Origin of the sequence: Streptomyces sp. NPDC057486 (assembly GCF_042802415.1) — a bacterium.
Lineage (GTDB): Bacteria > Actinomycetota > Actinomycetes > Streptomycetales > Streptomycetaceae > Streptomyces > Streptomyces yanii.
The window spans coordinates 39,898-62,199 of the sequence record NZ_JBHVEE010000051.1 but is presented as its reverse complement, the minus strand read 5'-3'; the positions used below and the strand labels follow the sequence as shown (position 1 = coordinate 62,199).

Here is a 22,302-nt window from a genome sequence, read left to right as displayed (position 1 = left end):
GCCCGCAACTCGGCGGCCTGTTCCACGGACAGCTCCATACCAAGAGACCCTGCCACACAAGATCAAGTAATGCTGACGGAATCACAAGACACTAGCTGTCTTCCAGTTCCGCGACGGCCAGCAGTTGCTCGGGCGTCACGCCCGCCGGGATCGGCACCGGGGCGGGCGTGCGCAGGGGCGGCTGCCAGCCCTTCTCGGGGTCCCAGCTGCGTACGACGCGTGCGGGCGCACCGGCCACGACCGCGTGGTCCGGAAACTCGCCACGTACCACCGCGCCCGCCGCGACCACGACGTTGCGCCCGAGCCTGGCTCCCGGCAGGACCACCGCACCCGTGCCGATCCAGCAGCCGGGTCCGATGGCGACCGGCTCCATGCGCGGCCACTGCCGGCCGACCGGCTCGTGCGGATCGTCGTAGCTGTGGTTCGTCGACGTGATGTAGACGTACGGCCCGCAGTACGTGTTCGACCCGATGGTCACCGTGGTGTCGGCGACGACGTGGCTGCCTCGGCCGAGCACCACCCCGTCCCCCAGGGTCAGGATGGGTTCCGAGCCGAGGTCCAGGTCCGGCATGAGTCCGGCGGTCAGGGTGACCTGTTCGCCGATGATGCAGTGGTCGCCGAGCTCGATCCACGGCTCCCCGAAGACCGTGCCCTGGGGGAACGCCAGCCGGGTCCCCTCCCCGATACGGCCGAACCGCAGCCCGCCCGGGTGCTCCGCGGTGATCGCGCCCGCCTCCTGCACGGCACGCCAGCCGCGGTGGACGGCCCGGGACAGCAGGCGCCGTCGCCAGGCGGTGAGGGAGGAGAACGTGTTGCTGTTCTTGGGCACTCGCTCACCGTAGTCGGCGCGCCCTGACCGGTCACCGCGGCCCCTTGTGATGTTCACCCCACTCGCCGGCGGCCGCGCGACTGTCGCATACGGTTCCCCTGGCGCGAACGGACAACCACGGTCGGAGACACGGAGGAACGGGCGATGGCAGAGCAGGCGTTGATCACGGGCATGGGCGGCCACGAGCCGGACATCGACGCGGACGCGTTCACCGCGCCGACATCGGTCGTGATCGGCAAGGTGACCCTGGCCGCGGGCTCCAGCGTCTGGTACCAGGCCGTGCTGCGGGCCGACTGCGCTCCCATCGCCATCGGCGCCGGCAGCAACATCCAGGACAACTGCAGCGTCCATGCCGACCCCGGGTTCCCCGTCACGGTCGGCGAGCGCGTCTCGGTCGGGCACAACGCCGTGCTGCACGGCTGCACCGTCGAGGACGACGTTCTCGTGGGCATGGGGGCCACGGTCCTCAACGGTGCGCACATCGGCGCCGGTTCACTGATCGCGGCGCAGGCGCTGGTCCCGCAGGGGATGCAGGTGCCGCCGGGCTCGCTCGTCGCGGGCGTGCCCGCCAAGGTCAAGCGGGAGCTGACCGAGGAGGAGCTCGAAGGCATCACGTTCAATGCCGCCGGGTACGTGGAGCTGGCCAAGGCGCACCGTCAGGCGCACGAGGGCTGAGTGACGGACGAACGGGCGGCCCGGTGAGCCGGGCCGCCCGGGCTCAGTCCGCTGCCGGTACGGTCCCCGGCTCTGCCACCGTACGTTCCGCGGACTGGGCCGCCGCCTTCTTGGCGCGGTTCTTGAGGACCAGCATCGAGGTCAGCCCGATCAGCACGGCGGCCACCAGGCCGAGCCAGGAGAAGCGCTTGAGCCAGGCCTCGGCGACGACTCCGACCGAGTAGATGACGGCCGTGGTGCCGCCCGCCCAGACGATGCCGCCGAGCACATTGGCGATCAGGAACTTCCAGTACGGCATGCGCAGGACGCCGGCCAGCGGTCCGGCGAAGATGCGCAGCAGCGCGACGAAGCGGCCGAAGAACACCGCCCACATGCCCCACTTCTGGAACGACCGCTCCGCCATGGCGATCTGGTCCTCGCCGAAGTGCTTGGGGAACTTCCCGCCGAGCCAGGCGAGGAGCGGCCGGCCGCCCTTGCGGCCGATGGCGTATCCGATCGAGTCCCCGATGATCGCCCCGGCGGAGGCGCAGGCACCGAGGATCACCGGGTTGATGCCGCTGTGTCCGGCGGCCAGCAGCGATGCGCTGACGAGGACGATCTCGCCCGGCAGCGGAATGCCCAGGCTCTCCAGACCGATGACGACGCCCACCAGGACGTACACGCTGACCGCGGGGACTGTCTCCAGCCACTCCTGGATGTGCAACGCCGGTACCTCCCGTGCTGATGTGCCGTCGCCCGCCGGGCAACTCCTCGGCGCACGGCGGGCAGCCTACCTGTCGTGCCATCTGCCCGGACAGCGCAATGGGCCGCCCCGCACCCTCGACGGGGTGGGACGGCCCGGCTGGGGAGGCAGGTCCCTCAGGCGTTCGGGCGGAGCGTCCACACGACGGTCATCTCGCCGGTGACCGCGCCGTCCGCACGCTGGATCTCGATGACGACGGGGAATTCGGGCCGCTTGCCCGCGTCGAGTTCGGCGACGACCTCCGCGACCGGCCGGCCGAGGGTCGCGGTCGCGGTGACGACGCCCATCGCGAGTTTCTTGTAGCCGATCTCCGCCTTCACGGCGAGCGGTACGGCGCGGGACAACTGGTCTCCGAAGGCGGCGATGACGATCGCGCCGCTGGCCGACTCCGCGAGCGTGAACATCGCTCCGGCGTGCGGTCCGCCGACGTGGTTGTGGTAGTCGGCCTGGTCCGGCATCCGGACGACCGCGCGTTCCGGGGTCGTCTCGAGGAACTCGAGGTTGAGGGTCCTGGCCATCGGAACCGTCGCGAGGAGCATGTCCCCGACTGCCATCTGTTCAGTGCTCATGAATCGAAGGTTACTCACGGGTAGGAGTGTTTGGCCATGCCTGGATCACGCCCGCACGTTCCCCTTTCGGCATCCGCGTGGCCACCGTCTCGACCGTTCCTTCACGGGGGCGGGCGTAGTCGACCGGCCGCCGCCCCTCTATGGTTACTCGCCATGTGGCCAGGACAGCAGCCGCCCGGGGGCGAGCAAAACCCGCAGAACCAGAATCAGAACCCGTATCAGCAGCCGGGGTACCAACAGCCGAATCCCTATCAGCAGCCGGGATATCAGCAGCATGGCCAGCCGGGGCAGCAGCCGGGATATCCGCAGCCGAACCCGTACCAGCAGCCCACTGTGCCGCAGTACGCGGTCTCCGGCCCGCCCGGTGCACCGCAGCCCGGGGGCGACGACAAGAAGAAGACAACCATCGTCGCCATCGTCGCAGCCACCGCTGTGGTCGTGGCCGCCGTGGTCACCGGCGTCGTGGTGATGAACAAGGACGACAAGGGCGGCACCGACGTCGCCGACGGCGGGACGTCGTCGCCCGCGAAGCCGTCCGCCGACACGTCCTCCGCGGTGCCGAACCCGCGGACCACCGACGGGGACGCCAAGCCGCTCGTCGCCGGCTGGAAGGTCGTCACCAACCCCAAGTGGGGCACCCAGTTCGACGTACCCGGTGACTGGGAAGTCGGTTCGCCCGGGACGTTCTCGTACTTCGAGGACGACAAGAAGGGCGACGGCTCACCCCTCATCGGCTTCTCCGCGCCGGCGTACTTCCAGAAGAAGTGGTGCGTCGACGACGACGACAAGGACGGCACCAAGGAGGAGTACAGCCTGGCCAGTGCGGGTACCCGCGGCGCCGAGGGCGCCACGGACGCCGACGCCAACGCCCACAGCGAGGCCGGGACCTGGGTCTGGGCCGCCTACGCGCAGCACATGCCGCAGAAGACCATCAAGTTCACCAAGGCGAAGAAGTACACCACCCAGTCGGGTCTGACCGGCAGCCTCGTGACGGCCACCGCCCCGAACGTCACGAAGAAGAAGAAGTGCGACTCCGACGGCAAGACCTTCGCCTTCACCTTCAAGAACAAGAACGGTGACTTCTCCTCCTGGGTCCTCTACGGTGCCGACTCCGTCAAGGACGAGCTCCCGGACGCCACGATCATGAAGATCCTCAGCACGGTGCGGCTGACCGAAGTCACCGCCTCCTGACCCGTTCCACCTGCTCCGACAAAGCATTTGGCAGGGCGGGGGCCCGGCAGCGATAGTTCCTCGGTGACTCCTGTCGGCATCCCCCGTCCCCGCATCCGCCGCCCCGCCTGGGCCGGCCGCAACTACAGTCTGCTGACCGCCGCCGCGATCATCACCGGCCTGGGTACCCACGGTGCGTTGATCGCGGCGGCGTTCGCCGTTCTGCAGTCCGGTGGCGACGGCGGCGACGTCGGCCTGGTGGCAGCCGCCCGTACCGCGCCGCTGGTGCTGTTCCTGCTCATCGGCGGCGCCATCGCGGACCGGGTGCCGCGCCACCGGGTGATGGTGGCGGCGAACGGGCTCAACTGTGTCTCGCAGGCCGTGTTCGCCTGGCTGGTCCTGGCCGGCGACCCGAAGCTGTGGCAGATGATGCTGCTCACGGCGTTGTGCGGTACCGGGCAGGCGTTCTTCAACCCGGCGGCCGAGGGCATGCTGATGTCCAGTGTCCGTGGCGAACAGGCCGGCCGCGCCTTCGCGCTCTTCCGGATGTCGATGCACGGGGCCGCCATCGGTGGTGCCGCGCTCGGCGGTGCCATGATCGCGGCGATGAATCCGGGATGGGTCCTGGCCGTCGACGCGGCGGCCTTCGCGGTGGCCGGTGCGCTGCGCGCCTTCCTGGATGTCGCCCACATCCCGCCGCGGGAGCCGGGCGGCGGACTCCTGTCCGATCTGCGAGAGGGCTGGCAGGAGTTCATCGGCCGCCCCTGGCTGTGGTCGATCGTGGCGCAATTCTCGGTGGTGGTCGCCGTGGTCGGTGCCGCCGAGTCGGTGTACGGGCCACTGGTCGCCAGGGACGAGCTCGGTGGCGCCCGCCCCTGGGGATTCGCGCTCGCCGCCTTCGGGGTCGGCACGTTGTGCGGGGCTCTGCTGATGATGCGCTGGAAACCCCGGCGGCTCCTGCTCGCCGGGACGCTCTGCGTCTTCCCGCTGGCCCTGCCGTCGGCGGCGCTGGCGGTGCCACTGCCGGTGACCGGGCTGAGTGCCGTGATGTTCGTCAGCGGCGTGACCATCGAAGTGTTCGGCGTCTCCTGGATGACGGCCCTGCATCAGGAGATCCCGGAGGAGAAGTTGTCGCGTGTGTCGGCGTACGACTGGTTCGGATCGGTGGCGATGCTGCCGCTGGCCACCGCGGTCGCCGGCCCGGTGGAGGACCTGGTCGGGCGCGGTCAGGCGTTGTGGGGCTGCGCGGCGCTGGTCGTGCTCTGCACCGGGGCCGTGCTGCTCGTACCCGACGTACGCAACCTCACCCGCCGGACCGCAACCGTCGAGGTTGCGTCGGGGAAGACGCTGTCAACCGATACCGAAGGAACCGTCGGGCGGCTCGGGTGAGGCGACCGCGTCGGCGTCCCCGACCGGCCGTGCCGCGCCGATGAGCCGGACCAGACCGGCTCCGTGCTCGACCCGGGCGGGGAAGACGTCTGCGGCGCAGCGGCGGGCCAGGGCCGCGGTGTCGAGGGGGCTGCGGGAGGCGACCAGGACGTGGTTCCCGAAGCGCCGGCCGCGCAGTACCGCCGGTTCGGCGATCAGCGCGAGCTCTTCGAAGACCGTGGCGAAGTTGGCCAGTTGCGAGCGGAGGAATGCGAAGGGTGCGCCGTCGGCGAGGTTGGCGGCATAGACGCCGTCGTCCCGCAGAGCCCGCCAGGCCGCCTGCGCGTACTCGACGGAGGTGAGGTGCGCGGGCACGCGCGATCCACCGAACACGTCCGCGATCAGGACGTCGACGGTGCCGGGCGGCGTCTGTTCCAGCAGCCCGCGGGCGTCGGTGCCGTGCACGGTGATGCCGCTGTCGTCGGGGAGTGGCAGCTGCTCGGCGACCAGGGCGAGCAGGCCCAGGTCGGCCTCGGCGACGACCTGCCGGGACCCCGGCCGGGTCGCGGTGACATAGCGGGGCAGGGTGAGGGCGCCGCCGCCGAGGTGGAGTACGTCGAGGGGGGCGTCCGGTTCCGCGGCACAGTCCAGGACATGGGCGAGCCGTCGGGCGTACTCGAACTCCAGGTGGACCGGATCGTCGAGGTCGACGTACGACTGGGGTGCGCCGTCGACCGTGAGCAGCCAGGCCCGGTCCCGGTCCACGTCGGGAAGGAGTCTGGCGGTGCCCTGGTCCACTTCTCGGATCACGGGTATCGGGTCGTTCACTCCCCCATTGTGGGGTGCCGGTTCAGCTGCCGACGACCGCGGCGACCGCTTCGGTGTGCGCCGCGGACTGCGCGAGTCCGGCGCGGGCGGCGGCGGCCCGGCGGCTCGGGTCGAGGGGGTTGCGGCCGAATGCCTTCTTGGCGGCCGCGTCCGGGGTGATGACCGCGACCCGGGCGCCCTTCGCTTCGAGGTCGGTGGCCTGGGACCGGGGGGAGATGATCACCTTGTTTCCACTGGCCGTCGGTGCGATGACGACGACGCGCTCGTACCCTGCGGCCAGATGGGCGTTGGCCGGGGAGTACACCCCGCCGTCGATCCAGCCCTGCCCGTCGATGGTGGCGACCGGCCAGACCGCGGGGACGGCGCAGCTGGCGGTGACGGCGTCGGCGAGCGGGATACCGCTGTCCTTGTCGAAGATGTGGAGTTCACCCGTGTCCGCGCGGACGGCGGTGATCCGCAGCTGCCGCTCGGGCCAGTCGGGCGACAGGAGTCGGCCCGCGATCAGCTCCCGCCGTTCGGCCGCGGTGATTGCGGTCCGGGTCTCCCGCGCCATCCGGGCCAGCTTCTGCCCGTACGCCTCCGGGGTACGGGAGGTCAGCACCGCGCGGGCGTAGCGCATGAGGGTGACGGTGCCGAGTTTCCCGCCGACTTCGCCCTGCGGATCGGCCAACTGACGTTCGTACAGTTCCGGGAGGCCGATCAGTCCGGAGGAGAGCTGGGCGCCGACGAGGGCCCCGGCAGAGCTTCCGATGACGAGATCCGCGGTGGACAAATCCACGCCCGCCTCGGCGAGCCCGTGCAGGATTCCGGTCTCCCAGGCGCCGCCGGTGCCGCCGCCTGCTCCGAGTACCAGTGCAATGTCTGCCATGCCGTCAGTCTCGCGCATGGCGCCGGGTCCGCGTCCCGTGGGGTCGGGAGGCGGACCCGGCGCCCGGATCAGAGCAGACCGGTGACGGTGCCCGCGCCGACTGTGCGGCCGCCCTCGCGGATCGCGAAGCCGAGCCCGGACTCCAGCGGGGTGTCACGGCCCAGTTCGACGGTCATGGTGACCGTGTCGCCGGGGCGCGCCACCGCCGCTTCGCCGAGGTCGATGTCGCCCACGACGTCCGCGGTACGGATGTAGAACTGCGGCCGGTAGCCGGTGGTGACCGGCGTGGTCCGGCCTCCCTCCCGCGCCGACAGGACGTACACCTGCGCGGTGAAACGACGGCTCGGCGTCACGCTGCCGGGCGCCGCCACCACATGGCCGCGGCGGACCCGGTCGCGCTCCACCCCGCGTACGAGCAGCGCCACGTTGTCACCGGCCTGCGCGGACTCCATCGGCTTGCCGAAGGTCTCCAGGCCGGTGACGACCGTCTCGATGTCCGCGCCGAGCACGGAGACCCGGTCGCCGACGCGTACGGTGCCGCGCTCGACGGCTCCGGTGACGACCGTGCCCCGGCCGGTGATGGTCAGGACGTTCTCCACCGGCAGCAGGAACGGCGCGTCGGTGTAGCGCACCGGCATCGGTACGTATGTGTCGACGGCGTCCAGCAACGCCTCGACGGACGCGGTCCAACGCGGGTCGCCTGCCAGCGCCTTCAGTCCCGACACGCGGACGACGGGGACGGTGTCGCCGCCGTAGCCGTGCGCGGAGAGCAGCTCGCGGACCTCCAGCTCGACCAGGTCGGTCAGCTCCGGGTCGCCCGCGTCGGCCTTGTTGAGGGCGACGACGATGTGGTCGACGCCGACCTGGCGGGCGAGCAGGACGTGCTCGGCGGTCTGCGGCATGATCCCGTCGAGCGCGGACACGACGAGAATCGCCCCGTCGAGCTGTGCGGCGCCGGTCACCATGTTCTTGACGTAGTCGGCGTGACCGGGCATGTCGACGTGCGCGTAGTGCCGGGTGTCGGTCTCGTACTCGACGTGCGCGATGTTGATGGTGATGCCGCGCTGTGCCTCCTCCGGCGCCCGGTCGATGCGGTCGAACGGGACGAACGTGCCGGTGCCGCGGTCACTGAGGACCTTGGTGATGGCGGCTGTCAGGGTGGTCTTGCCGTGGTCGACGTGGCCCATGGTGCCGATGTTGAGGTGCGGCTTGGTGCGCACGTATGCCGTCTTGGGCATGGCTCATTCCTTGGAAACTCGAAGCTGAGAGAGAAGACCCCAGGGCCCCGCCGACCCTCCCCTTACGGGGTCCGCCGGACTGTCGGGGGAGGGTCAGCTTCGGGCGCCGCCGATGGGCGCTGCGGCAGCGCTGAACGCTGCTGCGTCGACTGCGGCTGCTGCCGCGGTGATTGCGGTGGCAGCGAGGAAGGACGGGATGACGGCAGCCTTCGGCGTGTCCGCGACTGCGGACTGCGCTGCGAGGAAGGCGTACCGGAACATGGGTCCGATCATGGCCCACGGCCGTGATCCCGTCGAATGGTTTTCCGCCGGGCCCGGAAAGGGAGTTCGGCGCCGACCGCGCCTCAGAGGTGCTTCATGGCCTCACGTACGGACAGCGGCGAAAGCCGGTCCCGGGCGCCGTCGACGAAGTCCCGTACCGCCCACGGATCGGTCTTGGCGTACTCGCGCAGACACCAGCCGATCGCCTTGCGGATGAAGAAGTCGGGGTGATCCGCCCGGCGCAGGCAGTAGCCGAAGAGCCGTTCGGCGTCGGTGGCGTCCCGGTAGCGCAGCTGGTGCAGCAGGGCGGTGCGGGCGATCCACAGGTTGTCGTCCTCGATCCACTCGTCCATCACCGCCTTCAGCTCCGGGGCGGCGGCGACGAGCGGTCCTGTGACATGGGCGGCGAGCACATCGACGGTGTCCCACCAGGGGACGGTGGAGACGAGGTGTCGTACGACGGGCAGGAACCCGGAGGAGCAGCGGGGAGCGTGGCGGCGCAGATAGTCGGCTGCGAAGTACTGGTACTCCCGCTCGGGCAGCTTCCAGCAACGCAGGGCGACGGCCGCGCAGTCCGCCTCGTCGGGACGCCCCGTGCCGTCCAGGACCGTACGTGACAGGGCCCGGCGCTGCGAGGCGGGGATGCCGAGGAACGGGGCGACGTTCTTCATGTACGCGGCGGCGGAGGCCGCCCGCGCGGGATCGGCGGCCGTGGGGTAGACGGCCGTCAGACGCGCAAGCACAGTGTCGGCGAGCTCGCTCGGCGGCACGCCGGGAGCGGCTTCGGCTGCGAGTCTCATACGGTGCACATTACGGCGATCACGCACAGGTGTCGGTTACTCTCCCCGAATGCTCGACCCCGTCCCCGCCGCCCGGCCCGCCACCGGCCTCGCCGTGCGCTGCACGAGGGCGCTGCTCTCGCCCTGGTCCCGGTTCTCGCTGCTCGTGGCCGTGCTGCTGGCCGCCGCGGCGACCACGCTGCTCCTCGATCCCCAGCGCCTCCTGGCCCACGGTTGGCCGGCGCAGCTGAGCGGTGGCGCCACGGCGGTCCTGCTGTTCGGCCTCGCGTACGGCGTGTCCACCGTGGCGTTCGTGCCGCGGCCGCTCCTCAACCTCGCCGCGGGTGCCCTGTTCGGGTCGCAGGCCGGTCTGGCCGCGGCCCTGGCGGGCACGGTGCTGGGCGCGGGCATCTCGTTCGGGCTGGGCAGGGTGCTGGGGCAGGACGCGCTCCGTACGCTGGTGCGCGGGCGCTGGCTGAAGGCTGCGGACGGGCAGCTGAGCCGGCACGGCTTCCGTTCGATGCTGGCGCTGCGGCTGTTCCCAGGGGTCCCGTTCGCCGCCGCCAACTACTGCGCCGCGGTCTCACGGATGGGATATCCGCCGTTCCTGGTGGCCACAGGGCTCGGCTCGATCCCGAACACCGCCGCCTACGTCGTCGCCGGCAGCGAGGCCTCGTCCCCGACATCGCCCGCGTTCCTGGCGGCGATGGGCTTCATCGTGCTGACGGGCGTCGGTGCGGCCGTCGTCGCCTGGCGCAAGCGGCACCGCCTCGCCGCGGACTGAACCCGAACCGGACTGCGGTCCGGAGCCACCCTGACGCCACCGGGGGTCGACCGTGGGTGCGGGGGCAGTAGTCACCCCGTTCATCCAAGGGCGATACGCTGCCCGCGCACCGCAGACGATCACCGGGCCCGCCGTGGCCCGTCCCCCATATGACCGCAATCCGCACGCTGTCGACGGCCCTGCAGGCCGTCGTCCGATGCACGATCACTTTCGGGATGGCCAAAGCCCCATGAGCTGGTTCGAATCGTTCGTCCTGGGCCTTGTTCAGGGACTGACCGAGTTCCTGCCGATCTCCTCCAGCGCGCATCTGCGGCTCACCGCAGCATTCGCCGGCTGGACCGACCCGGGTGCGGCGTTCACCGCCATCACCCAGATCGGCACGGAGGCCGCAGTCCTCATCTACTTCCGGAAGGACATCGTCAGGATCGTCTCGGCCTGGTTCCGCTCGCTGACCAACCGGTCGATGCGCAGCGACCACGACGCGCAGATGGGCTGGCTCGTCATCGTGGGCTCCATCCCGATCGGCGTCCTCGGCGTGACCTTCAAGGACCAGATCGAGGGCCCGTTCCGCGACCTGCGCCTCATCGCCACCACCCTGATCGTGATGGGCATCGTCCTCGGCATCGCCGACCGTCTCGCCGCCCGCGACGAGATGGGCGGCAAGCACCGGGCGATCAGGGAGCGCAAGTCCCTCAAGGAACTCGGCGTCAAGGACGGCCTGATCTTCGGCTTCTGCCAGGCGCTGGCCCTGGTCCCCGGCGTCTCCCGCTCGGGCGCCACGATCAGCGGCGGTCTGCTGATGGGCTACACCCGCGAGGCGGCGGCCCGCTACTCGTTCCTCCTCGCGATCCCGGCGGTGCTCGCCTCGGGAGTCTTCGAGCTGAAGGACGCGGGCGAGGGGCACGTGTCGTGGGGGCCGACGATCTTCGCGACGTTCATCGCCTTCGCGGTCGGATACGCGGTCATCGCCTGGTTCATGAAGTTCATCACGACCAAGAGCTTCATGCCGTTCGTCATCTACCGCGTACTGCTGGGCCTGGTGCTTTTCGCCCTGGTGGCAACCGGTGTGCTGAGCCCGCACGCGGGTGAGTCGGCGGGCTAGTGCCTTGACCGGCAATGTTTGCCCCATGAGGAGCGCCGTCCGGTGCGTGTGATCGCAAGGCGGCCGGAAGTCCTTGGATGGGGTCTCCCCTGCTCGAACGGAGTTGAGAGCTGAGCTACCAGGGCTTTTGGCCAACGCGGAAGGGGGTCCCCCCTGGCCCTTGAGGCCTTGGGGGAGCGCGTGCCGGGCGGCGCGACGGGGCAAAGCTTGCCGGGAGGGGCACTAGCGCTGCGACCGATGCGGGCAGCGGCCGGCCGGACTCGCCTCGTCGCAGCCGCAGACCCTCCCGGGGGAGGGTCGGGAGGGGCGGCGGGCCCTGCCTGCCGCGCAGCACAGGACGGCCCGAACGGGATACCTGAGCCCGAAAGCTTCGGAGGTCCCGCGTGATCAACGATGCACCCGGAACCAGCCACAGGGATAGAGGCGTGACCCAAGACGTTTGGTCGGCCCTGTGCGCGGGTGGCGCTCGGCACTGCCCCGTGGAAGTCGGCTGCTTGCCGGCCTCCTTCGCAGACTCCTGATGCCGTGCCCCTGGAGGGCGGTGCCGATACGGGGACCGTGGAGCAGGCGGTCAGCACATCGGTTCAGTGTTCCTGGGCCGTCGGGCGCACCATGATCTCGTTGACCGCCGCGTGCCGCGGCTGAGTGACCATGAAGGCGATGGCCCGGGCGATGTCCTCGGCGTCGAGCCACGTGCTCTGCGGCAGACCACGCGCGGCTGCGAACCCGGCGCCGGTCGACATCTCCGTCGTGGTCATCCCCGGCTCGACGAGGCCCACCCGGACACCGCGCCCCGTGACCTCCTGACGCAGGGCCTCGCTGAATGCTCCGACCGCGTGTTTCGTCGCCGAATAGACGCTGTTGTTCTTACGGGCCACCCGGCCCGCGAGCGAGCTGACGTTCACCAGGTCGGCGACCCGGCGCGGGGCGTCAGCAGCCGCGTGCAGCAGGTGCGGCAGCGCTGCCTGCGACATGTGCAGAACGGCCTTGAGGTTGAGGTCGACCATCCGGTCCCATTCCTCGGGGTCGACTTCCTCCACGGCTCCGATCGCCACGTATCCGGCGTTGTTCACCAATACGTCCAGCCGTGCGAACCGGTCCGCGGCGTCCTCCACGGCACGACGGGCCTGTGCCGCGTCGCGGAGGTCGGCGGTGAGGGCGACGCACGAGCCGCCCCGGTCCCGGATCGCGGTGGTCAGTTCCTCCAGCCGGTCGGCTCGACGCGCGACCAGCGCGAGCGCCGCACCCTGCCGGGCCAGTGCCAGGGCGGTGGCCGCCCCGATGCCGCTCGAGGCGCCGGTCACCAGCGCGGCGCAACCGGACAGCGCTGCGTCGCCCGGTTCGGCCGAGGCCCCGACATTCGCATCCCTCGCGCTCATGATCGCCTTTCGCGGTTCACCCCCGGCCCGTTGCCCTTTCCGCAGCTTGCATCATGTGCCCCGAGTCCGCCTCCTCACCGCCCGGCCGCCTGCACCGCCTTCGTCAGTACGCGACGACCGCCCACACCAGTGCCCCGCCCACGGCGGCCGCACAGCACCCCACGGCGGCGCGGACGACAGTACGGCGGGTGCGGGCGCTCCACGAGGTTCTGGCCAGCGCCTCGGCCAGCAGGGGCAGCACCAGGATCGCGTGCAGGCTCACCGCGTGCAGTGGCTTCACCGATGCCGTGGAGTCGTAGCCGGCCGACTGATGGCCGGTGCGTGTCAGATAGACACCACGGGCGATCATCGCCGCTCCCGACAGCAGCCCGACCACCAGGATCGCGAAACCGGCCCGCAGGGCGAGCGCCATGCCCGTCGGCCCGTCCGGGCGACTGACGAACGAGGCGACCGCGAGGGTGGTGAGGATGACGACCAGCACTCCCCCGCCGACGGCCAGCGCCATGGAGACCGCCGTGTCGAAGGGGGTCTCCATGTTGAAGTGGGACGGTACGCCGCGCCACGCCTGGAGCGTGATGCCGCCGACCTCCAGCACGCAGTCGGCGGCGAACAGCGCGAGCAGCACGGTACGCGTACGGGGGCGTATGCGCAGGTAGGACGCCACCCAGCAGAGCGCGATGAGCGTCAGTCCGAACGAGACCCCGAAGGTGACGGGCTTGCGCCAGGACACCGGGCCGTCCCAGGAGCCGCCGTCGACGGCGAAGACGATCAGATGCAGCAGCCCGGAGACGATGAGGAGCACGCCGGTCCCGTAGCAGAGGCGCTCCACCGGGCGCGCATTCCGCCAGACGGGCGCGGTCGGCGATGCGCCGGCTGCGCTACGGCGCACCGGCACTGTCGTGGTGGCCCCTGCGGGCTGGTTCTCCATGCCCGGAGCATGCCTCGGGAGGCGCCCGGCGTCGTCGTACGTCCGAAGGCAGCCGACGTACGCCCCTCGAAGTACCGGTCGTCACCCGTACGGAACAGGTCCGGGCGGTGGTCCGGGTCCCGCCGCCGACCGGTGCCGGAAAGCGGCCGGTCCTGCACCCGCAGGGCCGGGCCTCGGACGCACAGGGTAGAAAAGGACCGAAAGTTCCTGCCGGATGCTGCGTTCGCGTATCGGCCCGGGACATGCACCGCCGGACTCTGGAGGACTCCATGACCACCACCGAGCTTCCCGTGATCGCCGCCATCGACGGTTCCTCGCACAGCTACGAGGCCCTCGACTGGGCCGCGCGTGAAGCCGGCCGGCGAGGACTTCCGCTGACGATCGTGCATGCCCGGATCCCCGGTCGGCGTACCGTCCAGGAGGCGCAGCAGCGAGAGGCCGACGAACTGCTCGCGGAGTCCGTACGGCGGGTGTCGCGGATCGCTCCGGACCTGCACCCGTCGACGCTCAGCCCGCTCGACTTCCCCGTGGCCGCGCTGACGTCGCTCGGCGGGAACGCGTCGCTGCTGGTGCTGGGCTCCCGCGGTCTGGGCGGATTCCGGTCCCTGCTGATCGGCTCGAACAGCCTTGCGACGGCTTCGATGGCCACGTGCCCGGTCGTCGTCATCCACAGCGGTCGGGGGGACGACGACGCGGTGGACGCGGCGGAGACATTCCCGGACATCGTCGCGGGAGTGGCTGCCGACGAGAGCAGCGAGGCGGTACTGGAGTTCGCGTTCGAGGCGGCAGCGGCCCGGCCCGGCGCGCGGCTGCGGATCGTGCACGGCTGGACGATGTTCTCTTCGATGCTCTCCGGCGGACCCGCTTTCGACCGGGACGCGGCGGCGGGCGCCGCCGAGCGCACCCTCGCGGAGCTCACCGCAGGCCGGCGCGAGAAATACCCGCAGGTCGAGCTCGTGCTGGAGCCGACCCATGGCTCCGCGTCGCGCACCCTGGTCACGGCGTCGGCAACCGCCGCGCTCACCGTGATCGGGCGGCGAAAGGGCGGCGAGAAGCTCGGGTTCGGGCTGTCCCCGGTCGCACAGACGACGCTCACGCACGCACTCGGGCCGGTGGCCGTGGTCCCCTGCTGAGACACGCACCGTGCCGGACCCCGGGCGTCCGGATCAGAACCGGACCGCTGCCGCGCGTGCACGGCCCTTGGCCTCGGCGGTCGGCGGGCACACACTGACCGGATGACGCAGCGCGTGGCTCTCGCAACCGTGATGGACCAGCTGTCCATCGATGCAGTGATCACCGGCTATGCGGTGGCGGTGGACGACAGCGCCTGGCAGGACTACCGGGAGCTGTTCACCCCGGACGGTCGCGCCGACTACCGCGGCGCGGGCGGCATCGAGGGACCCGCAGCCGAGGTCGCGCAGTGGCTCGCGGAAACCATGCGCCTCTTCCCCGTACGACAGCATCTGATCGTCAACCGTCGGCTGGACCTCCAGGACCTGGGGGGTTATCCCGGCGACCGGGCCGAGGTGCAGGCCGACTACCTCAACCCGATGCGGCTGAGGGGTACGCCCGACGACGGCGCCACCGGGGCCGCGGACAGCAACACGGCACCGAACTTCGTCTCCGGCGGCCGGTACGCGTTCGGGCTGTTGCGCACGGAGATCGGCTGGCGGATCCGCACCGTGGCCGTCCATGAGAAATGGCGCAGCCTCACCGGGGAGCTCGCTCCCGGCTGATCCCCGCCAACGGCCCCACCTCCCTCTGGCCGCGGCCGTTCCCCTCCCCCCACACTGGGGAAGGAGGAGAGGAACTGTGCTCACCGGGCAGGACGAGGAGGCGCGGCATGCGGATTCCGGCCGTTCGGCGTGAGCAGCGGGAGCGCCTGCTCCGGTCGCCCTGGTGGCGCGGTGGTGCTGTGCTGCTCGCGGGTGCACTGCCCGCACTCGCCTTTCCCGCCCCGGCTCTGTGGTGGTTCGCGTATGTCGCGCTGGTGCCGTGGCTGCTGCTGATCCGGTCGGCCGGTACGGGCCGGCGGGCCGCACTCGACGGCTGGCTCGGCGGTACGGGCTACCTGCTCGCGGTGCACAACTGGCTGCTGCCGAGCCTGCATGTGTTCCTGCTGATACTGGCGGCGCTCCTCGGTCTGCTCTGGGCGCCGTGGGGGCTGCTGGTCTCCCGGCTGCTGGGCGGATCGCCGTCCGTCGCGAGGTTCGGGGCGGCCCTGATCGTGGTCCCGTCCGGCTGGCTGATGATCGAACTGGCCCGCTCCTGGGATGCGCTCGGCGGCCCCTGGGGGCTGCTCGGCGCAAGCCAGTGGCAGGTGCCCGTGGCGCTCCGGGTGGCATCGGTGGGAGGGGTGTGGCTGGTGAGCCTCCTGGTGGTGGGGGTTAACACCGCGGTCGCCCTGCTGCTCGTGACGTCCGCCGCCCGGACCGCTGCGGCGGTCGGCATCGTGGTGGGCGCCCTGGCAGTGGGCGCGATATGGAGGTGGGCGCCGCAGCCGGAGCCCGCGGGAACGGCCCGGATCGCTGTCGTACAACCCGGTGTCGTCGAAGGGTCGAACAGCGTGGAGCTGCGTTTCGCCCGCAGCGAGCAGCTGACCCGCACGCTGGTGGGACGGCACCTCGACCTGGTCGTCTGGGGCGAGAGCAGCGTCGGCGAGGACCTGTCACAACGCCCGGATCTCGCAGCCAGGATCGCGAAGCTGTCACGCGAGGTCGGCGCGGATGTACTGGTCAATATGGATGCCCGGCAGACCCACGCCTCGGGCCGGACGGGGATCTTCAAGAGTGCGGTGCTGGTGGGGCCGGACGGCCGGACCGGGGACCGCTACGACAAGATGCGTCTGGTGCCGTTCGGCGAGTACATTCCGGCTCGTTCGGTGCTCGGCTGGGTGACGTCGGTGGGCAAGGCGGCGGGCGAGGACCGGCTGCGCGGGACCCGGCAGGTGGTGATGTCCGTTCCCGAGCAGCCGTCCCCGGTGCACTCCTCGCGATCCCGGGCCGGAGCGGAGAGGCTCCGCATAGGTCCGCTGATCTGCTTCGAGTCGGCGTTCCCCGACATGAGCAGGCGGCTTGCCGAGGACGGGGCACAGATGCTGATCGCCCAGTCGTCGACGTCCACGTTCCAGCACAGCTGGGCGCCGGCCCAGCACGCCTCGCTGGGCGCCCTCCGGGCGGCGGAGAGCGGCCGCCCGATGGTGCACGCCACACTCACCGGGATCAGCACGGTGTACGACGCACAGGGGCGTCGCATCGGCACCCCGCTCGGTACGGACACCAGCGCGGCCGCCGTGTTCGACGTACCGCTGGCCACCGGCACCACGCTCTATGTCCGGCTGGGCGACTGGCCGGCGCAGGGTGCGCTCGGAGTGCTGGCGGCGTTCTGCGCCTATGAGGGTGTGCGGTCGCTCCGGCGGCGGACCCGGGTGGAATCGGTGGGTGCGACCGCTCCGGCGGGCCGGTCATGACGGGGCGTTGACGGAGACGATGTGCCCCTGTGCGTCGACGGTGAGGGCAACCCGCTCGACCTTGTTCGTCACGGCCAGCGCCACCCACACGGCGCCCCACAGGAAGCAGCTGAACACCATGAGCAGGGCGTGCAGCACGTGGTTCAGCGGCTGCCCGCGGACCATGACGACCTGCGTCTCGGCACGCGACTCCACCCGCCAGCCGCTCGCGATCCGCTGATTGACCGCCCAGTCCAGGATCAGGGCCCGCTGCATCGCGTCGGGTGGCCGCCCGTCCGCCGAGTAGTAGCCGGGCGGCGGCTGGAGAGCACCCCACCCCTGTGGCTCGTCGTGGGGCTTCACCAGGTCACCTCCACGGGCTGGCGGTCCATCCCCCCAGCCTGCATCCGGCCCGTGCGGGACGCATCCGGACCCACCCTGACCAGCGGTTTCGCTACGCCCAGTCCAGGTCCCGCAGAATGCGCTCGCACAGTTCGTGCGTCTCAAGGGCGTCCCGGGCGCTCAGCAGCCTCCCGGCGCGCACGGCGTCCAGGAAGGACAGCACGCACTGCTCGATGCCGCGCTGACGGGCCACCGGCACCCAGTCACCACGCCGCCGCAGGCTCGGCTGCCCCTTGTGGTCGATCACCTCGGCAAGGTTGACGACCTCACGCTTGGAGTCCTGCCCGGAGACCTCGAGCCGCTCCTCCGTCGAGCCGCTGAGCCGGTTCATCGCGCCGATGGCGGTGAATCCGTCTCCGGACAGCTGCAGCACGACATGATGCATCAGACCTTCGCGGATCCGCGCCCGTGCGACGGTGTGCTCGACCGGCCCCGGCACCAGGAAGCGCAGGGTGTCGACGACATGGATGAAGTCGTCGAGCACCATGGTGCGCGGCTCCTCGGGCAGGCCCACCCGGTTCTTCTGCATGAGGATCAGCTCGCGCGGGTGCTCGATGCACTGTGCGTAGCCGGGGGCGAACCGCCGGTTGAAGCCGACGGCCAGGCTGACACCGCGCTCCTCGGCGAGGTTGACCAGCCGCTCGGAATCGGCGAGTTCGTAGGCGAGCGGCTTGTCCACGTACGTGGGGACACCGGCCCGGAGCAGGCGGTCGGTGATCTCCGGGTGTACGGAGGTCGGGGCGTGGACGAAGGCGGCGTCCAGGTCCTGGGCGATCAGCGAGTCGAGCTCGGAGTGGCACTGTTCCGGCGGGATCCGGTGGGACGCGGCGACGGCGGCGAGGGTGGAGGGAGTGCGGGTCTGCAGATGCAGTTCGACCCCGGGCAGGGTGGTGAGGACCGGCAGATATGCCTTCTGCGCGATGTCGCCGAGCCCGATGCAGCCGACCTTCACTGGGTTCTCCCTCTGACTGAGACCGACCGGCAATTGGGGGGCGGCCTAACGCCGTGTCATATGCATGTCCTTCGCCCGGGCAGCATACGTGTGCTGCGGCGGCTGCCAGTCCGCGATGCCGTCGAAGGTACGCAGCACCAGAGCCGGCCCGAGCCGGGACACGGCGGACATGAGCGTGTCGCGCACCCCGACGGAGGTGGCGCTGGTCAGGCGCATCAGACGGGCCACCTGGGCAGCCTTGCGGACGATGGCGCCCGTCCGGGGGAGCCGGTCCGCGCTGTATGCGGCGAGCGCCGTCCCGAGGTCGGCGTCGGGCGCCGCATGGTGAGCGAGCACGATTGCGTCCTCGATGGCCTGATTGCCGCCCTGTCCGAGGCTGGGCGTCATGGCGTGGGCGCTGTCGCCGACCAGGACGGTCCGGCCCCGGTGGAATGCGGGCAGCGGGTCGATCAGATGGTGCACATCGTTGCGGAGGACCCGGTCGGGTTCGACGGCGGCGATGATCCCGGGAATCGGATCGTGCCACGCGCCGAAGCGGCGCAGCAGCTCCGCCTTCTCGTCGTCTGCGGCCCGGGCCCCGGCGGGGGCGACCGCGGCTGCGTACGCGTAGATCCGGCCGTCCTTGAGCGGCTGGGTGCCCCAGAGGGCGCCGCGGCCCCAGGTCTCGTGCGGGGCGAAGGGCTGCTCGGGCGCGGGGACGACGACGCGCCAGGTGGTGAAGCCGGCGTACGACGGCCCGGGGTGATCGGGGAAGAGGTGTGTGCGTACGGCCGAGTTGATGCCGTCGGCTGCGATGACGAGGTCGGCCTCGATGTCCGCGGTGGGCGTCCCGACCACGGCGCGGGCGCCGCCCGCGGCGCCCGGGTTCATGAGTTCCGCCGTCGTTCCGGTTCGGATCACGGATGCGGGCAGTTCGGCCACGAGAGCATCGATCAGGGTCGCACGGTGCAGCAGGACGATCGCTCCGCCGAACCGCTCGGTCGCCGCAGCGCTGTCCGTCCGGGAGATCCAGCGGCCGCTCGGACGGCGCATACCGCCGTCGCCCTGCCAGGCGGCCAGGGACCGGACCCGGTCACCGAGGTCGATGACGTCCAGGGCGCGCTGCGCGTTGGGGGCCAGGCTGATGCCTGCGCCGACGGGCTCCAGCGAGGCCGCCCGCTCCAGGACGGTGACCCGCCAGCCGCGCCGGTGGAGGGCCACGGCGGCGGTGAGGCCGCCGATTCCGCTGCCGATGACGACCGCATGGGGCTTGTCCATGACTCCTCCTCGAAACTACATCTGTAGTGACGAGATCAACGTACTACAGGTGTAGTCAAAGCGGTAGGTTGATCCCATGGCCACCAGCACCACACGCACCGGCGGCGCCTCCCGGGCGGACCTGATCACCGATGCAGCCCTGGCACTTCTCGCCGAGCGCGGGATGCGAGGGCTCACCCACCGGGCAGTCGACGAACGCGCCGGCATCCCCCAGGGCTCGACATCCAACTACGCGCGCACCCGGCAGGCGCTCCTGGAGGCGACGGTGCGGCGCCTGGCGGAGCGCGAGGCGCAGGTCCTGGCTCCGGGCGAACTTCCGGTGCCCGGGGCCAGGACCGAGGGCAGGCCGGGCGGCGCACCGGACGCCGGACCCGCGGGCGGGCCGCCCCACGGCGTCGACGCGCTCGTCGGCAGCCTCGCCTCGGCCCTGCACCGATACCTGACCCGCCACCCCCACCTGCTCATCTGCCGCTACGAACTGGCCCTGGAGGCCACCCGGCGCCCGGAGCTTCGGGAGTTCTTCGACGCGACCGGCCGACAGTTCCGCGAACCCCTGGTGGCGCTGATGACGGCAGCCGGTTCTGCCGAGCCCGAGCGACACGCCCTCTCCCTGGTGGCCTGGTGCGAAGGTCTGATGTTCTCGTGCGCCGCGGGGTCGTACCACCGGTCCGTACCGACCGAGGAAGAGCTGCGCACCGGCTTCGCCGAACTGCTGCGCGGCTTGCTGACACCCCCCTGCGAATAACATCTGGCCAGGTCTTGGTCACTGGGAAAGAATGCCTCGCATGATCGCAGACGAGCGCTCCGAACCCGCCATCACAGCCGCCGAACGCCCGATGCTCGAGGGCTGGCTCGCCTATCACCGCGACACGCTCGCGCTGAAATGTGCGGGGCTCACCGACGCCCAGCTGCGGGAGACGTCCGTACCGCCGTCGCAGCTCAGCCTGCTCGGGCTCGTACGGCACATGTCGGAGGTGGAGCGCCACTGGTTCCGCAACGTCATGGCCGGCGAGGAAGCGAAGTCGCTGTACTGCACCGCGGAGGACGAGGACGGCGACTTCCACCCCACCGAGGCGGACACCTGGGAGGAGGCCGGGACCACGTGGCGGGCGGAGATCGACGCGGCCCGGGAGATCGCCGCGAAGCACGGGCTCGACGACCTGTCGATCGGCCGCAGCCGCAAGGGCGAGCACTTCAACCTGCGCTGGATCTACACCCACATGATCGAGGAGTACGCGCGGCACAACGGCCACGCCGACCTGGTCCGGGAACGGATCGACGGCGCTACCGGCGACTGACCCGAATCCCACGCATCCGGTCGGCAGCCGGGGTGTTGCGCTGACCGGGGTCACTCGTGAGGGCCAATCATCACCGGCCGGCTCGCGCGGCGCCCTGCCCGCACAGCAGAGTTGCCCAGGTGCAGCGAACCAGTATCACCGTGAAGCTCCTGGTCGGCGTGGCAGTCACTGCCGTCACCGGCTGTGTGTCCGTGGAGCCCCGGTCGGGCATTGCGCCCCGGCCCGAGACCAGCAGGCCCGCACAGGACCTGGCGCCCCAGATCGTGGGTCCGCCGGTCCGGGACAGCCTGGAGGCGGTCCCCGACCCGAAGCCGTCGCCGAAGGCCTCCGGCCGGCCGACGAAGGCGCCGTCGGACACCCGACGCACCGCGCCACGCGCCCCGCAGCAGCGGGAGCACGTCGGGATCCCCCGGCCTCGTCATGCCCCGCCCGCAGCCGCGCGGGTGCTGAATCCGCCGACAGCCCCCATCACCGGGACGAATGTCTGCGCGCTCGGCCGGGGCTACGGGGGCTGGTCCGCGGGCAGCCCCGCGGCCCGGATCTGTGAGGACACCTACGGCCGCTGAACGCACCGTCGGTCGCGGATCCCGCCGGGATCCGGCCGACTCGGACCGTTGCGGTCCGCAGACAACGGACGGGCCGCAACGATCCGCGACCGACCTCGGCTCACAGCTCCCGAAGCCGCCGCTCCAGCCGGCCGATCGCCGCGCGCACCCCTCCCCCGTACCCGTCGTCCGCGAGAGCCTCCGACGCCTTCCGGGCCCGGTCCAGATGGACCCGGGCCGCGTCGGGGCGCTGGAGCTTCACATAGTCCGCCGCAAGGTTCAGGTGGAGCGAGGGATAGAAGGCCCGCACCGCGAGCGAGTCCCCGTGTTCCGCGACGCGCCCGTCGGAGAGCCCGTCGGCGGCGGTCAACGCCCTCAGATCCCATGCCAGTTCGTCACCGGGATCGTCCTGGGTGTCGGCCATGTAGTGCGCGAGGGTGCAGCGGTGCAGGGCGTCGCCCTCCTCACCGATCTCCGCCCAGATCGCCCCGAAGCGGTTACGGGCCTCTTCCCGGTCGCCGCCGTGGAGCAGCATGATCGCCTGGCCGATCCTGGTCATGACGGCATCCGTCGACGCCTCCTGCTGCTCCGTCACCGCGGTCTCCCTCGCATGTGTCCAGCCGTCCCCGGTTCGCCCCGGTCGACGTCGGTCGGGCCCGGTGGAGCCCGTTCGATCCCGGTCACGGCGACGCTAGCGGCTGGCACCGGCAATCCCGCTCAGGCTCGGGCTAAGGGCTGTCCCGTAATCCCCGGCGGAACAGCGAGCGGCGTCGGATGCGGTGCATCGCAGGGCGGCGGAGCGCCCTGATACCGCGCACATCCGGGCGTTCCGACAAGGCGGCGAGGTGCCGTACGGCCCGGGCGCGGCCACGCCGTGCCC

General features: G+C 71.1%; 25 protein-coding genes. 11 read left to right on the top strand and 14 right to left on the bottom strand.

The genetic code is table 11. From position 1 onward, the window contains the following. Nucleotides 1–91 precede the first annotated feature (91 nt). Nucleotides 92–829, bottom strand: coding sequence for an acyltransferase (locus ACFU6I_RS23765; RefSeq protein ID WP_384370170.1), 738 nt, complete (start codon nt 827–829; stop codon nt 92–94). 144 nt (nt 830–973) lie between these two features. On the opposite strand from ACFU6I_RS23765, the gene ACFU6I_RS23760 reads away from it, so the two are divergent. Next, nucleotides 974–1,504 carry a gamma carbonic anhydrase family protein gene (locus ACFU6I_RS23760; RefSeq protein ID WP_384370167.1) on the top strand — a complete coding sequence of 177 codons (531 nt, stop codon included), beginning with the start codon at nt 974–976 and terminating at the stop codon, nt 1,502–1,504. Nucleotides 1,505–1,547: 43 nt separating this feature from the next. Here the strand turns inward: ACFU6I_RS23760 and ACFU6I_RS23755 are convergent, their stop codons facing one another. Both ACFU6I_RS23755 and ACFU6I_RS23750 read right to left on the bottom strand, forming a co-directional pair. Next, nucleotides 1,548–2,207 (bottom strand): DedA family protein, encoded by a 660-nt coding sequence (locus ACFU6I_RS23755; protein WP_384370164.1) that lies wholly within the window; start codon nt 2,205–2,207, stop codon nt 1,548–1,550. Between the two features lie 155 nt (nt 2,208–2,362). Beyond that, nucleotides 2,363–2,800, bottom strand: coding sequence for a DUF4442 domain-containing protein (locus ACFU6I_RS23750; RefSeq protein WP_384370173.1), 438 nt, complete (start codon nt 2,798–2,800; stop codon nt 2,363–2,365). Between the two features lie 168 nt (nt 2,801–2,968). On the opposite strand from ACFU6I_RS23750, the gene ACFU6I_RS23745 reads away from it, so the two are divergent. Further along, a complete protein-coding gene (locus ACFU6I_RS23745) occupies nt 2,969–4,006 on the top strand; it encodes a hypothetical protein (RefSeq protein WP_384370161.1) in 1,038 nt (345 codons plus the stop codon). Between the two features lie 63 nt (nt 4,007–4,069). Next, nucleotides 4,070–5,374: an MFS transporter gene (locus ACFU6I_RS23740; RefSeq protein WP_384370158.1), complete on the top strand. Its 1,305-nt coding sequence runs from the start codon at nt 4,070–4,072 to the stop codon at nt 5,372–5,374. On the opposite strand, the gene ACFU6I_RS23735 is transcribed toward ACFU6I_RS23740, so the two are convergent. The 5 genes from ACFU6I_RS23735 to ACFU6I_RS23715 all read right to left on the bottom strand — a co-directional run bounded on the left by ACFU6I_RS23735 (nt 5,336) and on the right by ACFU6I_RS23715 (nt 9,348). Then, complete coding sequence (locus ACFU6I_RS23735; RefSeq protein ID WP_384370155.1) at nt 5,336–6,181, bottom strand: spermidine synthase; 846 nt, start codon at nt 6,179–6,181, stop codon at nt 5,336–5,338. The two genes, ACFU6I_RS23740 and ACFU6I_RS23735, sit on opposite strands and share 39 nt — an antisense overlap. Nucleotides 6,182–6,203: 22 nt before the next feature. After that, a complete protein-coding gene (locus ACFU6I_RS23730) occupies nt 6,204–7,049 on the bottom strand; it encodes a patatin-like phospholipase family protein (RefSeq protein WP_384370152.1) in 846 nt (281 codons plus the stop codon). A gap of 68 nt (nt 7,050–7,117) precedes the next feature. Beyond that, nucleotides 7,118–8,287, bottom strand: a complete 1,170-nt coding sequence (gene tuf, locus ACFU6I_RS23725; RefSeq protein ID WP_037690479.1) for an elongation factor Tu — start codon at nt 8,285–8,287, stop codon at nt 7,118–7,120. A 93-nt stretch (nt 8,288–8,380) separates the two neighbouring features. Next, nucleotides 8,381–8,548, bottom strand: a complete 168-nt coding sequence (locus ACFU6I_RS23720) for a hypothetical protein (RefSeq protein ID WP_384370150.1) — start codon at nt 8,546–8,548, stop codon at nt 8,381–8,383. Nucleotides 8,549–8,631: 83 nt separating this feature from the next. After that, nucleotides 8,632–9,348 (bottom strand): DNA alkylation repair protein, encoded by a 717-nt coding sequence (locus tag ACFU6I_RS23715; RefSeq protein ID WP_384370147.1) that lies wholly within the window; start codon nt 9,346–9,348, stop codon nt 8,632–8,634. Between the two features lie 49 nt (nt 9,349–9,397). Here ACFU6I_RS23715 and ACFU6I_RS23710 point away from each other — a divergent pair, with 49 nt between their 5' ends. Both ACFU6I_RS23710 and ACFU6I_RS23705 read left to right on the top strand, forming a co-directional pair. Beyond that, nucleotides 9,398–10,111: a TVP38/TMEM64 family protein gene (locus ACFU6I_RS23710; protein WP_384370144.1), complete on the top strand. Its 714-nt coding sequence runs from the start codon at nt 9,398–9,400 to the stop codon at nt 10,109–10,111. Between the two features lie 229 nt (nt 10,112–10,340). After that, on the top strand, nt 10,341–11,213 hold the full coding sequence (locus tag ACFU6I_RS23705) for an undecaprenyl-diphosphate phosphatase (protein ID WP_384370141.1): 873 nt from the start codon (nt 10,341–10,343) through the stop codon (nt 11,211–11,213). Nucleotides 11,214–11,797: 584 nt separating this feature from the next. On the opposite strand, the gene ACFU6I_RS23700 is transcribed toward ACFU6I_RS23705, so the two are convergent. Together ACFU6I_RS23700 and ACFU6I_RS23695 are read right to left on the bottom strand one after the other, a co-directional pair. Beyond that, on the bottom strand, nt 11,798–12,592 hold the full coding sequence (locus tag ACFU6I_RS23700; RefSeq protein ID WP_384370138.1) for an SDR family oxidoreductase: 795 nt from the start codon (nt 12,590–12,592) through the stop codon (nt 11,798–11,800). A 103-nt stretch (nt 12,593–12,695) separates the two neighbouring features. Beyond that, on the bottom strand, nt 12,696–13,520 hold the full coding sequence (locus tag ACFU6I_RS23695; RefSeq protein ID WP_384370135.1) for a hypothetical protein: 825 nt from the start codon (nt 13,518–13,520) through the stop codon (nt 12,696–12,698). 269 nt (nt 13,521–13,789) lie between these two features. On the opposite strand from ACFU6I_RS23695, the gene ACFU6I_RS23690 reads away from it, so the two are divergent. The 3 genes from ACFU6I_RS23690 (at nt 13,790) to lnt (ending at nt 16,989) form a co-directional block, all read left to right on the top strand. Further along, on the top strand, nt 13,790–14,653 hold the full coding sequence (locus tag ACFU6I_RS23690) for a universal stress protein (RefSeq protein WP_384370132.1): 864 nt from the start codon (nt 13,790–13,792) through the stop codon (nt 14,651–14,653). A gap of 102 nt (nt 14,654–14,755) precedes the next feature. Next, nucleotides 14,756–15,256 carry a nuclear transport factor 2 family protein gene (locus ACFU6I_RS23685; RefSeq protein ID WP_345511828.1) on the top strand — a complete coding sequence of 167 codons (501 nt, stop codon included), beginning with the start codon at nt 14,756–14,758 and terminating at the stop codon, nt 15,254–15,256. Between the two features lie 107 nt (nt 15,257–15,363). Then, on the top strand, nt 15,364–16,989 hold the full coding sequence (gene lnt, locus ACFU6I_RS23680) for an apolipoprotein N-acyltransferase (protein ID WP_384370128.1): 1,626 nt from the start codon (nt 15,364–15,366) through the stop codon (nt 16,987–16,989). On the opposite strand, the gene ACFU6I_RS23675 is transcribed toward lnt, so the two are convergent. The 3 genes from ACFU6I_RS23675 to ACFU6I_RS23665 all read right to left on the bottom strand — a co-directional run bounded on the left by ACFU6I_RS23675 (nt 16,984) and on the right by ACFU6I_RS23665 (nt 19,579). Continuing rightward, nucleotides 16,984–17,331, bottom strand: coding sequence for a hypothetical protein (locus ACFU6I_RS23675; protein WP_327247557.1), 348 nt, complete (start codon nt 17,329–17,331; stop codon nt 16,984–16,986). The genes lnt and ACFU6I_RS23675 overlap by 6 nt on opposite strands. Before the next feature lie 91 nt (nt 17,332–17,422). Continuing rightward, nucleotides 17,423–18,322, bottom strand: a complete 900-nt coding sequence (locus tag ACFU6I_RS23670; protein ID WP_384370125.1) for a Gfo/Idh/MocA family protein — start codon at nt 18,320–18,322, stop codon at nt 17,423–17,425. A gap of 45 nt (nt 18,323–18,367) precedes the next feature. After that, a complete protein-coding gene (locus ACFU6I_RS23665) occupies nt 18,368–19,579 on the bottom strand; it encodes an FAD-dependent monooxygenase (protein ID WP_384370122.1) in 1,212 nt (403 codons plus the stop codon). Nucleotides 19,580–19,655: 76 nt separating this feature from the next. Between ACFU6I_RS23665 and ACFU6I_RS23660 the strand changes: the two genes are divergently transcribed. From ACFU6I_RS23660 to ACFU6I_RS23650, 3 genes are all read left to right on the top strand, one after another. Further along, nucleotides 19,656–20,324, top strand: coding sequence for a TetR/AcrR family transcriptional regulator (locus tag ACFU6I_RS23660; protein ID WP_384370119.1), 669 nt, complete (start codon nt 19,656–19,658; stop codon nt 20,322–20,324). A 40-nt stretch (nt 20,325–20,364) separates the two neighbouring features. Continuing rightward, the gene (locus ACFU6I_RS23655) at nt 20,365–20,877 is read left to right on the top strand and encodes a DinB family protein (protein ID WP_384370116.1); all 513 of its coding nucleotides are present in this window, start codon (nt 20,365–20,367) and stop codon (nt 20,875–20,877) included. Between the two features lie 119 nt (nt 20,878–20,996). Then, a complete protein-coding gene (locus tag ACFU6I_RS23650; RefSeq protein ID WP_384370113.1) occupies nt 20,997–21,443 on the top strand; it encodes a hypothetical protein in 447 nt (148 codons plus the stop codon). Between the two features lie 100 nt (nt 21,444–21,543). On the opposite strand, the gene ACFU6I_RS23645 is transcribed toward ACFU6I_RS23650, so the two are convergent. Beyond that, nucleotides 21,544–22,017, bottom strand: a complete 474-nt coding sequence (locus tag ACFU6I_RS23645; RefSeq protein ID WP_384370110.1) for a hypothetical protein — start codon at nt 22,015–22,017, stop codon at nt 21,544–21,546. Nucleotides 22,018–22,302 lie beyond the last annotated feature (285 nt).

Excerpts from the sequence above, each read along its gene's own strand:
- ACFU6I_RS23760 (WP_384370167.1), top strand. The coding sequence starts at position 974 with ATGGCAGAGCAGGCGTTGATCACGGGCATGGGCGGCCACGAGCCGGAC.
- ACFU6I_RS23750 (WP_384370173.1), bottom strand. The coding sequence starts at position 2,800 with ATGGCAGTCGGGGACATGCTCCTCGCGACGGTTCCGATGGCCAGGACC.
- ACFU6I_RS23745 (WP_384370161.1), top strand. The coding sequence starts at position 2,969 with ATGTGGCCAGGACAGCAGCCGCCCGGGGGCGAGCAAAACCCGCAGAAC.
- ACFU6I_RS23730 (WP_384370152.1), bottom strand. The coding sequence starts at position 7,049 with ATGGCAGACATTGCACTGGTACTCGGAGCAGGCGGCGGCACCGGCGGC.
- tuf (WP_037690479.1), bottom strand. The coding sequence starts at position 8,287 with ATGCCCAAGACGGCATACGTGCGCACCAAGCCGCACCTCAACATCGGC.
- ACFU6I_RS23720 (WP_384370150.1), bottom strand. The coding sequence starts at position 8,548 with ATGTTCCGGTACGCCTTCCTCGCAGCGCAGTCCGCAGTCGCGGACACG.
- ACFU6I_RS23715 (WP_384370147.1), bottom strand. The coding sequence starts at position 9,348 with ATGAGACTCGCAGCCGAAGCCGCTCCCGGCGTGCCGCCGAGCGAGCTC.
- ACFU6I_RS23710 (WP_384370144.1), top strand. The coding sequence starts at position 9,398 with ATGCTCGACCCCGTCCCCGCCGCCCGGCCCGCCACCGGCCTCGCCGTG.
- ACFU6I_RS23705 (WP_384370141.1), top strand. The coding sequence starts at position 10,341 with ATGAGCTGGTTCGAATCGTTCGTCCTGGGCCTTGTTCAGGGACTGACC.
- ACFU6I_RS23700 (WP_384370138.1), bottom strand. The coding sequence starts at position 12,592 with ATGAGCGCGAGGGATGCGAATGTCGGGGCCTCGGCCGAACCGGGCGAC.
- ACFU6I_RS23695 (WP_384370135.1), bottom strand. The coding sequence starts at position 13,520 with ATGGAGAACCAGCCCGCAGGGGCCACCACGACAGTGCCGGTGCGCCGT.
- ACFU6I_RS23690 (WP_384370132.1), top strand. The coding sequence starts at position 13,790 with ATGACCACCACCGAGCTTCCCGTGATCGCCGCCATCGACGGTTCCTCG.
- ACFU6I_RS23685 (WP_345511828.1), top strand. The coding sequence starts at position 14,756 with ATGACGCAGCGCGTGGCTCTCGCAACCGTGATGGACCAGCTGTCCATC.
- lnt (WP_384370128.1), top strand. The coding sequence starts at position 15,364 with ATGCGGATTCCGGCCGTTCGGCGTGAGCAGCGGGAGCGCCTGCTCCGG.
- ACFU6I_RS23665 (WP_384370122.1), bottom strand. The coding sequence starts at position 19,579 with ATGGACAAGCCCCATGCGGTCGTCATCGGCAGCGGAATCGGCGGCCTC.
- ACFU6I_RS23660 (WP_384370119.1), top strand. The coding sequence starts at position 19,656 with ATGGCCACCAGCACCACACGCACCGGCGGCGCCTCCCGGGCGGACCTG.
- ACFU6I_RS23655 (WP_384370116.1), top strand. The coding sequence starts at position 20,365 with ATGATCGCAGACGAGCGCTCCGAACCCGCCATCACAGCCGCCGAACGC.